9 protein-coding genes are annotated in these 11,903 nt (G+C 38.6%); 7 read left to right on the top strand and 2 right to left on the bottom strand.

Annotation, left to right across the window (positions count from 1 at the left end):
• The first annotated feature begins 56 nt into the window (after positions 1 to 56).
• The 4 genes from H6G92_RS20700 (at position 57) to H6G92_RS20715 (ending at position 4,991) form a co-directional block, all read left to right on the top strand.
• On the top strand, positions 57 to 854 hold the full coding sequence (locus H6G92_RS20700; protein WP_190895481.1) for a 2OG-Fe(II)-dependent halogenase WelO5 family protein: 798 nt from the start codon (positions 57 to 59) through the stop codon (positions 852 to 854).
• 48 nt (positions 855 to 902) lie between these two features.
• Complete coding sequence (locus tag H6G92_RS20705) at positions 903 to 2,009, top strand: zinc-binding dehydrogenase (protein WP_190895482.1); 1,107 nt, start codon at positions 903 to 905, stop codon at positions 2,007 to 2,009.
• Between the two features lie 39 nt (positions 2,010 to 2,048).
• Complete coding sequence (gene proC / locus H6G92_RS20710) at positions 2,049 to 2,870, top strand: pyrroline-5-carboxylate reductase (protein ID WP_190895483.1); 822 nt, start codon at positions 2,049 to 2,051, stop codon at positions 2,868 to 2,870.
• A 102-nt stretch (positions 2,871 to 2,972) separates the two neighbouring features.
• The gene (locus H6G92_RS20715; RefSeq protein WP_190895484.1) at positions 2,973 to 4,991 is read left to right on the top strand and encodes an ABC transporter ATP-binding protein/permease; all 2,019 of its coding nucleotides are present in this window, start codon (positions 2,973 to 2,975) and stop codon (positions 4,989 to 4,991) included.
• Positions 4,992 to 5,300: 309 nt separating this feature from the next.
• Here the strand turns inward: H6G92_RS20715 and H6G92_RS20720 are convergent, their stop codons facing one another.
• On the bottom strand, positions 5,301 to 5,831 hold the full coding sequence (locus H6G92_RS20720; RefSeq protein ID WP_190895485.1) for a DM13 domain-containing protein: 531 nt from the start codon (positions 5,829 to 5,831) through the stop codon (positions 5,301 to 5,303).
• 698 nt (positions 5,832 to 6,529) lie between these two features.
• On the opposite strand from H6G92_RS20720, the gene H6G92_RS20725 reads away from it, so the two are divergent.
• Positions 6,530 to 7,093 carry an HD domain-containing protein gene (locus tag H6G92_RS20725; RefSeq protein ID WP_190895486.1) on the top strand — a complete coding sequence of 188 codons (564 nt, stop codon included), beginning with the start codon at positions 6,530 to 6,532 and terminating at the stop codon, positions 7,091 to 7,093.
• Between the two features lie 367 nt (positions 7,094 to 7,460).
• On the opposite strand, the gene H6G92_RS20730 is transcribed toward H6G92_RS20725, so the two are convergent.
• The gene (locus tag H6G92_RS20730; protein ID WP_190895487.1) at positions 7,461 to 8,507 is read right to left on the bottom strand and encodes a threonine aldolase family protein; all 1,047 of its coding nucleotides are present in this window, start codon (positions 8,505 to 8,507) and stop codon (positions 7,461 to 7,463) included.
• 949 nt (positions 8,508 to 9,456) lie between these two features.
• On the opposite strand from H6G92_RS20730, the gene H6G92_RS20735 reads away from it, so the two are divergent.
• Complete coding sequence (locus H6G92_RS20735) at positions 9,457 to 10,239, top strand: ABC transporter ATP-binding protein (RefSeq protein ID WP_190895488.1); 783 nt, start codon at positions 9,457 to 9,459, stop codon at positions 10,237 to 10,239.
• Positions 10,240 to 10,375: 136 nt separating this feature from the next.
• Positions 10,376 to 11,815, top strand: a complete 1,440-nt coding sequence (locus H6G92_RS20740) for an MlaD family protein (protein ID WP_190895489.1) — start codon at positions 10,376 to 10,378, stop codon at positions 11,813 to 11,815.
• The last annotated feature ends 88 nt before the right edge of the window (positions 11,816 to 11,903 follow it).

Here is an 11,903-nt window from a genome sequence, read left to right on the forward strand (position 1 = left end):
CTGTAAATATTAAGTGAGTTCATTTGAGTACAAATTTAAATGGAAGGAATTGTATTATGACTGCTACTTCTAACCAGATTAAATCCAAGGTTTGGGACAAAAAGCAAGAGTATCCCTTAACTACAGAGTCTTTAAGAATGCTGTTGGAAAACCGAATTCCTTTAATTCGGCTAAAAGAATTTGCTACACCTCAAGAGTGTGAAATGTTAGTCAATAAAGCTGAATTATTCAACTTTGATTGTTATCAAAATGTGAATCCCAAGATTGAGCGAATTGGTATCACAGTGTTTGAATATAATCGCATTAGTAAAACAGCTTATTTTCAAGCAGTAGAACGCACAACGAAATTAAGAGACTGCATTATGGCAGCCTCTTTTAATCCATTAGAACGCTTAATGTTGAAAATTCGAGAGTGTACAGGTGCGACTGTACGAATTGCTTCGGAACCACTTTATGGTAGTTATTATGCAGGACTGATCAGAAAAATAGAACGGGGTACTAAACTTCATATTGATTATGCTCCGTTAGAACAATCAAAATGGGAAATTGGTACAGTTATTTATCAACTTTCTTGGAATTTGTACTTGAAATTTTCTCCAAGCAATCATGGTCAAACACGCATTTACGATCGCCAGTGGCAACCAGGAGATGACCAATATAAACTCGATTCCTACGGCTATGGTGATACAGTAATTGCAGATGCAGACGCGATCGCCTTCCAACCTTATGTAGGAGATGTGTTCATTTTCAATACACGCAACTATCACACTGTTGAACCAATGGATGGACAACGTGTGACTTTCACCTCTGCGATCGGATTACTACCTAACGGTGAAATTATTTTGTGGTCTTGAATGTAAGCAGCAGGAAGCAATTTGATAAATATAGTGAGGAAGTGATTCATGCCCTTAGCAGCTGTGATGACTGCACCTAATCAACCAGTTGAAGTCCAACAATTACCAGACCCGATTCTGGAAAAGGGTGGAATCATTCTTGAAACCTTATATTCTGAGGTTTGTGGAACTGATGTACATTTACTACATGGGCGTTTAGAGGGAGTTCCGTATCCCATCATCCCTGGACACTTCTCAGTTGGTCGTGTGGTGGAAACAGGTGGAGCAGTTAGTGATGTCAATGGTAAATTAATTCAGCCTGGAGCGATCACTACTTTTTTAGATGTCCATGAAACCTGTTACAACTGCTGGTATTGTCTAGTAGCTAAAGCATCCACTCGCTGTCCAAAACGCAAAGTTTATGGTGTCACCTACTCAGCCAAAGATGGGTTGCTGGGTGGTTGGTCTGAATTAATTTACCTCAAACCAGGAGTTAAAGTTCTCACTTTACCCGAAGAAGTCTCACCAAAGCAATTCATTGCTGGAGGATGTGCCTTACCAACTGCACTACATGCTATCGATCGAGCGCAGATTCAAATTGGTGATGTTGTCGTGGTGCAGGGTTGCGGGCCTGTGGGTTTGAGTGTGGCAATTCTAGCTTTGCTCTCAGGTGCAGGCAAAGTAATTGTAATTGATAAATTTGAGAGCCGATTAATAGTTGCAAAATCCTTCGGTGTAGATGAAACCCTTGCAATTAAGGCTGATGATCCACGACAACATATTGAGCGAGTTTTGGAATTGACAAATGGACACGGTGCTGATGTCACTATTGAAGCTACAGGCATTCCCATTGCTGTCAAAGAGGGCTTAAATATGACCAGAAATGGAGGCCGCTATGTTATTGTCGGGCATTACACAAATACGGGTGAAATTCTCATCAATCCACACCTGGAAATTAATCTAAAACATATTGATATTCGCGGGACTTGGGGAATTGATTTCAGCCATTTTTATAGAATGATTGAATTACTAAAACGTCATAGCGATTCCAGTAAAAATATTGCTTGGTCAAGCATAATTAGTCGTTCATATACACTAAAAGAAATTAATCAAGCACTGGCAGATGTAGAACAAGGCTCTGTATTAAAAGCTGTGATTCAACCTAATCTATCTTGATGCCAATATATCAAATGACTTAGATAATAGGAAGAAGATATGCTCGAAGATTTACAAATTGCCTTTATCGGCGGTGGCACGATGGGCGAAATGATAATTAGTAGATTGTTATCAACGAAAATTGTTCCAAAAGCCGATCTAATTATAGTCAGCGATCCAGTTTCTGCACGATGTCTTCATTTAGAAAGGGAATATGGAGTACGTACTACAACCTCCAATATAGAAGCGGTTCTTGGCGTATCTATTGTGATATTGGCGGTGAAGCCGCAGATTTTGGCAGAGGTTCTGGGTATGCTTAAGGATCAAATTCCACCTAATGCTTTGGTAATTAGTATTGTGAGTGGAGCGAATATTTCATCTCTGTGCCAAGGGTTGAATCATCCTGCTGTTGTCCGTACAATGCCCAATATTGCAGTACAAGTTGGTCATGGGACTACAGTGTGGAGTGCATCATCAAGTGTGACAGAGATACAGCGATCGCATACCCAAGTCATTTTACAAGCATTAGGTAAGGAATTTGCTACCCAAAATGAACATTACCTTGATATGGCAACGGCGTTGAGTAGCGCGGGGACTGGATTTGTGTTTCTGTACATCGAAGCGATGATTGATGCTGGCGTTCAGATGGGTTTAACTCGGACACAAGCCCAAGAACTAACATTGCATACGATTGCTGGTAGTGTAGAACTGATGTTTCAGACTCATGAACATCCAGCAGTTTTACGAAACAAGGTAACAAGTCCTGGCGGAGTCACTGCTGCTGGTCTTTACGAGTTAGAAAAAGGTGGTATGCGAACTGTCATCTCTAATGCAGTGCTTGCCGCTTTGAGCCGCACTCAACAATTAGGTAATATCAGTTAAAAAATTAGCGCTGATTGGGGTTACTCATTCGGTACTTCTTACTGATTATTCAACACTAAAAAGTATTAAAGCTGATAAAAGATTTTAATTTATTTCTCAAATATGCCAACCCAAGTTGTTCAAGCTCAACCCTCAAAGAATGTTTTTTCAGATTTTATCCAATTCTGGGAGAATGTCAAAGCGATCGCTGGGCCTTACTGGTATCCAACAAAGCCAGGGCAAAGATCATTCTCAGACGTAATTCGGGCATGGGGAATGCTTATTCTCCTAATATTACTAATCATTGCATTTGTAGGTGTAACTGCTTTTAATAGTTTTATTAATCGCTACATAGTTGATATCATACTTCAAGAGAAAGATTATTCTAAATTTGTTAATATTATATACTTTTATGCTGCTGGACTTGTCTTAGTAACGCTTTTATTAGGATTTTCTAAATTCGTTAGAAAACAAATTGCTCTTGATTGGTACAAATGGCTTAATAATCAAATTTTAGATAAATATTTAAGCAATCGTGCTTATTACAAAATTAATTTTCAAGCTGATATTGATAACCCAGATCAACGTTTATCCCAAGAGATTGAACCAATTACTACTAATGCCCTCTATTTTTCAGCTACTTTCCTAGAAAAAGTACTGGAAATGATAACTTTTGCAATAATTATCTGGTCAATTTCCCAGCAGATTGCTATTGCTCTGATTATTTATACGATTATGGGTAATTTTATAGCTGTCTACTTAAATCAAGAATTAAATAGTATTAATCAAGCGGAAATTGAATCTAAAGCTGACTATAATTACTGCCTAACTCATGTTCGCACTCATGCTGAATCAATAGCTTTTTTTAGAGGAGAAAAACAAGAATTAAATATAATTGAGCGTCGATTTAGTAAGTTGATCATCAACATTAAACGCAAGATTGATTGGGAGAGAAATAGAGACATTTTTAACAGAGCATATCAGGTTGCTATCGAACTTTTTATGTTATTCATACTTGCGCCTTTATATATCAAAGGTGAAATTGATTTCGGACAAGTTGGACAAGCTAGTGTAGCTAGCTTTATGTTTGCTACTGCTTTGGGAGAACTAATAACTGCATTTGGCACTTCTGGAAATTTTTCTAGTTACGTTGAGCGTTTAGCTGAGTTTTCGGGCGCGTTAGAAGAAGTGACCAAACAACCAGAGAATGTAAGTACCATTAAAACACTAGAAGAAAATCATCTTGCTTTTGAGAATGTCACCTTACAAACGCCCAATTATGAACAGGTAATCGTCGAAGATTTATCGTTGTCTGTTCAGCCAGGAGAAGGTTTATTGATTGTCGGCCCCAGTGGTCGAGGAAAAAGTTCTTTATTGAGAGCGATCGCTGGTTTATGGAATGCAGGGACTGGTCGTCTGGTGCGACCTCCCTTAGAACAAGTCTTGTTTTTGCCGCAACGTCCTTATATCATCTTGGGAACTTTGCGCGAACAATTGCTCTATCCTAATACCAGTCGTCAAATGACCGATGCAGAACTCAAAGAGGTTCTACAACAAGTTAATCTGCAAAACTTGCTAAGTCGAGTCGATGGCTTCGATACAGAAGTTCCTTGGGAGAACATATTATCATTGGGAGAACAACAACGTCTGGCTTTTGCACGACTAATAGTTACTCATCCTAGCTTCACTATATTAGACGAAGCAACGAGTGCTTTAGATTTGGAAAATGAAGGAAGGTTGTATCAACAGTTACAAGAGACGAAAACAACCTTTATCAGTGTTGGACATCGGGAAAGCCTGTTTGATTATCATCAATGGGTTTTGGAACTTTCACAAGATTCCAGTTGGCAACTTGTGACTGTTCAGGATTATCGGACTCAAAAAGCAATTATCACTATTCCTTCCACAAATCCCCAAATAAAAATAGATGATTCGTCTCAAGATAAATCTCTAATTCAATCAGAGACAAGCATAGTCGAAGGGTTGTCTCATAAAGAAATGAACGAATTAACCTACTATTCCGTTACTACTATTAGAAGTAAGGCAAGCAAAGGGGAAACTATCACTAATAGAGACGGCATTACCTATCGCTATGATAAAGATCCTAAAGTATTGAAATGGGTAAGAGTATTGATTACATAAAGCCTTCGAATCACGCTCATTATGAGGGGCAATAAACTGGTAAACACACTCCCGGTTTTCCCTCGACCCCAATCGACCGACATAATCAAGTTTAAAGTCAATCTTCTCAAATAATTTATGTGCGATGTCTACGATGGGCTACGCCTACGCAATTGGGGTGAGTTTTTCTGAGATAGAAACATTTAGATAATAGTACACCCGCAGTTGGGATAACAGCCGTCATCGTCCTTCTCAAGCAAACTAGGGGTAACTTCAACTTCATAACGACGCGATAATTCGGCCTTGCGCTGCTGATTGATTAGTTAAAAATCAACTAATCAAATTAGCAGCGCCAAAAGTAGCATTGAACTTGCGACACCAGATAGCGACAGATTTGTAATCTGCTAAATTGATGTTGCTAGGAATAGAATATGTTTGAGCGCCACTATATTTTTTTAAGGGAGCAAGAATGATATAATCGCCATTTTTTAAAGGATAAGATGGTGGCTTTGTTGAACCAATTACGTTATCTGAACGATGCAAAGTTACGACTAAATCTGGCCCTGATTCAGACGTTTTAAACGACTGTTCAAGCTCTAGAAATGATTTACCGTCTTTGGTTGTAATACTGACTGTTCCTTGAGTTGTATGCTCTCCTGAAATAAAAGTGCCTGACTTCATAGCAATTGACTCCTGAGAACGTGCTGAAGGGGCTACAGGCTTCGCCGACGTTGAAGATGCAGGAAAAGATGTATTCACAACTATAGGACTTTCCTTAGACTGATTACTTGATACTTCTGGAACACAGCTAACCATGACAATAGAAGATAAACTTAGTATGAATAAATTTATGAGCTTCATGATTCAAATTCCTCATTGCATTGAACAACAATATAGTTTTTAGATTTAGCCTTTAACTAATCATTACTTAAATAATTAGCCTAAGAATTATAAATATCTAAGAATTCATATATAGAAAGCTGAGATTTTCTTGAGAAATTTATTATGTAATTCTCAGCAAAATCTCAATTTTTAACCTGTAAGTGCTTAAGCAGGAATAAACAGAACTATGTCATCGTGAACAAAACAGACTGAAGTCAAGCAACCACAATGCTCTAAAATTGTTTAACTTTACTCTCAATAACACCGCTTATACTTCCTTTATAGCTGTTATATAAAATTACATTTAATTAAGTAAAAAATTAATAATTTTGCTGTATGCAAAAAATATATGTATCGAGTAAAATCTTTCTATCAAACTAGCCGGATAGCTGGAGTTGTTATTTAAAATCTTCAAAACTTACCATTTTATTTTTGAAATTATTTTTATAACCCATGCAATAGGCATCCATGAGCAAAATCAGTGATGATGAAATATTGTTGCACAACCAAACTTGGCAGAGGGAGTGGCAAATCATAACACGTTTGTCTTCTTTGAATTATTGAGCTGGTGAGTGGCAGTGAGCGAAGACAGGAGAACTCTAAAAATCTTGAGTGTTCACAAATAACTTAGGATTGCGGCATACAGCATTGCATCACTTCATGAAAAAAACTGACAAATGGAAAAATATCAACTTAGCCCAAACAACTGGTCACAAGAAACTTACATTAAAGCCTTAAAGAAAGCAGCACATGCACATCAAGGTCAGAAAATGTCAGGTTCAGAAATACCTTACATCATGCATTTGAGTTTTGTGAGTATGGAAGTAATTGCAGCCCTAAACGTCGAAACAGAACATGACGGAAATCTTGCTATTCAATGTGCTATTTTACATGACACAATAGAAGATACAAACACAACATTTGAGGAAATAAAAACCGAATTTGGTCAATCAGTAGCTAATGGTGTACTTGCGCTGACTAAAGATGAAAGTTTAGTAAAACATCTTCAAATGGCAGATAGTTTACAAAGGATAAAAGAGCAACCACAAGAAATATGGATGGTGAAATTAGCAGATAGAATCAGTAACCTACAAGCACCACCACATTATTGGACTCAAGACAAAATTGTTCGATATCGAGAAGAAGGTATTCAGATTTATGAAGCTTTGCAGGATGCAAGTCCATTTCTTGCTTTACGCTTGGCAAAGTTAATTGAAGATTACAAAGCGTTTATCAAGTAAATAGCTTTATGTTAGCTAAATCACACTGAAAACCTAAGCACTGTAATAAAATTCTATAGCGGTTCCCACTCAGATGCGGTACAGCATTATATCGCCAAGTGTAGGGGCACGGCAGTGCCCCTACGGGTGTACGTCAGGTAAACGAGAACCGCTATATTATGCATAAAATATTACAGCAACCAAAAGTGCGGTTGAAGTTCCATGCCAAGTAAGTGCTTGCATTATAAGTGATGACTATTAGCTGTGAGATTGGATATAGTTCCAAGTCTAACAGAGCCTGATTTTGTGCAGTCTCTTAGATAAGTTGTATAAGTTGGGGCAGTTTTAGGATTGGTCTGCTTACTTCATCATTTGAGATTTTTTATGTTTAATTTTTGGAAATAGTTGCGTTTTTAATATCATCAATCAATTCATCAATCCTTGATTGAGTCGTATTCCAAGAACACATAAAACGTACTCCTCCCACACCAATAAATGTATAAAACTGCCAGTTCTTTGCTTTTAAGCTATGAATGACTTGTTCAGGTAATTTAACAAACACGGCGTTGGCTTCTCTAGGAAACATCAAGTTAACACCTTCTATGTTCAATAGTTGATTTTCCAAGTATTCGGCACATTGATTGGCATGTCTGGCATTTTTTAGCCAAGCACCAGTTTCCAATAAACCCAACCAGGGAGCGGAGATAAACCGCATTTTTGAAGCTAGCTGGCCTGCTTGCTTGCATCGATAATCAAAATCCTCTGCTAGCTCTTTGTTGAAGAAAAGAATGGCTTCACCTAATGCCATTCCATTCTTTGTACCACAAAAACACAGCACATCCACTCCAGTTTTCCAAGTAATTTCAGCAGGGCTTTTATTCATCGCAGCAACTGCATTTGCAAAACGGGCACCATCCATGTGAATCTTTAAGTTATACTTTTTCGCAACTTCTTTGATTTTGAGAAGTTCTTCAATAGAATATAAAGTCCCTAGTTCTGTTGATTGTGTAATACTAATAACTTTAGGTTTTGGATAATGAATATCAGTACGTTTAGTCACAATTGCCTCTATCGCCTCTGATGTTAGCTTGCCATTTTTACCTTGAGCAAGTAACAATTTAGAGCCGTTAGATGCAAATTCAGGTGCGCCACATTCATCGGTTTCTATATGAGATGTTTCATGGCAAATGACACTGTGATATGACTGACAAAGGGCAGCTAAAGATAAAGAATTTGCGGCTGTACCATTAAAGGTAAAAAATACTTCACAATCAATTTCAAAAAGTTCCCGAAAATAATCTGTGGCTTTTTGAGTCCATTCATCATTTCCATAGGCTGGAACACTACCTTGATTTGCCCTAATCGTATATTCCAGTGCTTCTGGACAAATACCAGAGGAATTATCACTTGCAAACTGCTCTAAGTGGCTACTCATAATCTCTACTTTTATTTTTATCAGTAATTTTTACAATATTAGTGAATAATTTTGGCACTTGCCAACTTTAAGATTGACGGAGGATGTTATTAAACTCTCAAATTATAGTGGTTCTCGTTTACGTGAGGTACACCCGTAAGTAAGGGCACGGCACTGCCCCTACTTCGTGATGTGATGTAATGTTGTACTGCATCTGAATGGGAATCGCTATATCTAATAACTCTGCTAATTACAATAACTTTGGATGATTGTAAACTCAATATGTATATAGCCCTATTTAATCATTCGTGAAAAACGAAATTGGCGACTTATATAAAAGTCGGTAATCTGAAACTTTTGATTTTCAAAAATAAAATGTAAATTCTATACGTTGCATGAAATTATTAGTTAGTTTTTGTTGTTGTCGGTTTTCTCTGAGTAGTTATAGTAATTCTTAGTATGTTTATACTATTATATGCTTTTGCTGATGTCCACGGAAAATTAGAGTCTTAGTCTTGCGTTACTGAGACCTTAAATTACTACGGTGTCTTAGTCAGCCTTGCGTTGAGGGGATTATGGGACGTTAAACATCGCAAATAATAATTAAAATTATGCTAAATTATGCTAAAAAAATAAAGTTTGCTAATCAGGATGCTAATCATATACTTATAATGTACTATACAATGCCCTAACAATAACTATGACATCACTATTGGGCGTATTTGTCCTTTGTTAGTTGTGAGAAGTCATTTGTTTATTATCTACTGACTAATGACTCTCCGGGTGATGCTCCTTCTGTTACGTCTGCTACGCGAATGTCGCTAATTAACGCCATTTGCTTTTCCCCTTGACGGTAGCCTCTCCTTTTGGGAGAAGGAGAGATGCTGCGGGTAGCAAGATCCTTGTAGGGGTACAAATTGGGGAACCCGCCCAAGGCATTGGCTCACCAATGACTAATGACTAATAACTAATGACTGAACCATTGATTGAACTAAAAGGTGTTTCTAAGTCCTTTGGTAGCCATAAAGTTCTAGATAATGTAGACTTGACCATTTACCGAGGAGAAGCACTGGGTATTATTGGTCCATCAGGGACTGGTAAATCAACAATTTTACGGGTAATGGCGGGGTTACTTACTCCCGATGAGGGAGAAATTTATGTGCAAGGAGTACGGCGAGACGGTTTGATTGAGGATGGTGGCCAGCAGGTTGGCATTGGCATGGTGTTTCAGCAGGCGGCGCTATTTGATTCGCTGACGGTGGAGGAGAATGTGGGATTTTTACTTTATCAAAATTCAAAGCTACCGCGATCGCGGATTCGAGATTTGGTAAAAGAAAAATTGGAGATGGTAGGTTTGCCAGCAATCGGCCACCTTTACCCAGCTGAACTTTCCGGGGGAATGCGAAAACGGGTAAGTTTTGCCCGTGCGATTATGTCTAATCCCGATAATCCCTCAGAAGGCCCAGAAGTTCTACTATACGACGAACCAACAGCCGGACTTGATCCTATTGCCTCAACGGTAATCGAAGATTTAATCCGCCATTTGCAATGTTTACATGGAGTTTGTAGTACCTATGCCGTTGTTACCCACCAAGACAGTACTATCCGTCGTACAGCTGATAGACTTATATTTCTCTATGAAGGTAGAGTGCAGTGGCAGGGTACAGTTAGTGAAGTATACAACACCGAACATCCTTTGATTAGACAATTTATCAGTGGAAGTGTAAAAGGGCCGATTCAAGTCGTCGGTTAGAAAGTGAGAAGTTAGGAGTTAGGAGTTAAAAGTGAGGAATTAAGAATGAGGAGTTAAGAATGAGGAGCGAGAGTTAAATTCAACTCCCAACTCCTAACTCCCAACTCATAGCTAACTTATTGGGTGGAGGAAAAAAATGCGAGGTCTTATGACAAGCCGCTTCGCGTCTGGGCGAACATTTAGAGAAGGCTCTGTGGGGTTGTTACTCCTGCTAGGATTAGGGGTATTTGGATTACTTTTTCTTTGGTTAAATAGATTCACTGCTGCCGGCCGTTCATACAAAGTTATTGTCGAATTTGCTAACGCTGGCGGAATGGAAAGGGGAGCAATAGTTCGCTATCGAGGCGTTAAGGTAGGAACTATTTCCCAGGTTCGACCAAGACCAAATGCTATTGATGTAGAGATTGAAATTGCCCAACCTGACCTAATTATCCCCCGTCAGGTAGTGGTGGAAGCTAATCAAAGTGGATTAATTAGCGAAAGTATTATCGACATCACACCAAAAGCAAGCTTACCTGCTGGGGTTGTGATTGCTAAACCCCTAGATAAAAGTTGTGATAATAGTCTCATAGTTTGTAATGGTTCTCGGTTAAAAGGTCAAGTTGGCATCAGTGTTGATGCACTAATTCGCAGTTCAACTGAGCTAGCTGCTGTATACAATGACCCAAAATTTTATAGAAATGTCAATAGGGTTCTAGAAACTACCACAGGTGCAGCATCCAGTTTTACCGAGCTAAGTCAGGATTTACAAGGTTTGACCAAAAGCTTGCAACAACAACTAAATACATTTTCAACCACTGCTAATTCAGTGCAACGAGCGACAAACCAACTTAATGCATCCGCGACTCAAACTGTAAATCAATTCGGTGCAACTGCAACTCAAGCAAATCGTTTGCTGAATAACCTAGATAATCTGTTAACAACAAATCGTTCTTCGCTGGTTGGTGCTTTGAACAATATCACCGAAACCAGCAACCAACTGCGTGTTACAGTCAGTAGCCTATCACCAACTGTTAATCGATTCACTCAAGGAGAATTACTCAACAATTTAGAAGCTCTTTCAGCAAATGCAGCGCAAGCTTCAGCTAATTTACGTGATGCTTCTAAAACCTTAAACGATCCAAAAAATGCGGTGCTGCTGCAACAAACTCTAGATTCAGCACGAGTAACGTTTGAAAATAGCCAAAAAATTACATCTGATTTGGATGAATTGACAGGTGATCCTACTTTCCGCCAAAATTTGCGGCAATTGGTGAATGGTCTAAGTGGTTTAGTATCTTCTACACAACAGATGCAGCAACAAGTGCAAGTTGCTACTACTCTAGATTCAGTAAAAGCTGCTGTAAACAAACCAAATAATCTAATTCCTACCCCAGCACCAACCCAACAGGCGATGTCTAATGACAAGTCCCTACCTGTTTACGTAATCAATCCCTCACCTACTAATTTTGCAATTACCGATACCAACCTTGAACCAACCCCCAGTCCGTCTATCTCTAGCTCATCCCAAGAAAACCTCTTGAAGCAGCTGCGGGAATATGGTAAGCAACGGGAGCAAGTGGAGACGGAGAAATAGGTAATACAGCTTGACAATCTTAACCACAACAAGACCGAATATGCTTGGGTTAAGATTTTATCCTCCCTAACCCTCCTTTTTTTTAAGG

Source organism: Nostoc foliaceum FACHB-393 (assembly GCF_014698505.1).
Classification (GTDB): domain Bacteria; phylum Cyanobacteriota; class Cyanobacteriia; order Cyanobacteriales; family Nostocaceae; genus Nostoc; species Nostoc foliaceum_A.

Excerpts from the sequence above, each read along its gene's own strand:
- H6G92_RS20700 (WP_190895481.1), top strand. The coding sequence starts at position 57 with ATGACTGCTACTTCTAACCAGATTAAATCCAAGGTTTGGGACAAAAAG.
- H6G92_RS20705 (WP_190895482.1), top strand. The coding sequence starts at position 903 with ATGCCCTTAGCAGCTGTGATGACTGCACCTAATCAACCAGTTGAAGTC.
- proC (WP_190895483.1), top strand. The coding sequence starts at position 2,049 with ATGCTCGAAGATTTACAAATTGCCTTTATCGGCGGTGGCACGATGGGC.
- H6G92_RS20715 (WP_190895484.1), top strand. The coding sequence starts at position 2,973 with ATGCCAACCCAAGTTGTTCAAGCTCAACCCTCAAAGAATGTTTTTTCA.
- H6G92_RS20720 (WP_190895485.1), bottom strand. The coding sequence starts at position 5,831 with ATGAAGCTCATAAATTTATTCATACTAAGTTTATCTTCTATTGTCATG.
- H6G92_RS20725 (WP_190895486.1), top strand. The coding sequence starts at position 6,530 with ATGGAAAAATATCAACTTAGCCCAAACAACTGGTCACAAGAAACTTAC.
- H6G92_RS20730 (WP_190895487.1), bottom strand. The coding sequence starts at position 8,507 with ATGAGTAGCCACTTAGAGCAGTTTGCAAGTGATAATTCCTCTGGTATT.
- H6G92_RS20735 (WP_190895488.1), top strand. The coding sequence starts at position 9,457 with ATGACTGAACCATTGATTGAACTAAAAGGTGTTTCTAAGTCCTTTGGT.
- H6G92_RS20740 (WP_190895489.1), top strand. The coding sequence starts at position 10,376 with ATGCGAGGTCTTATGACAAGCCGCTTCGCGTCTGGGCGAACATTTAGA.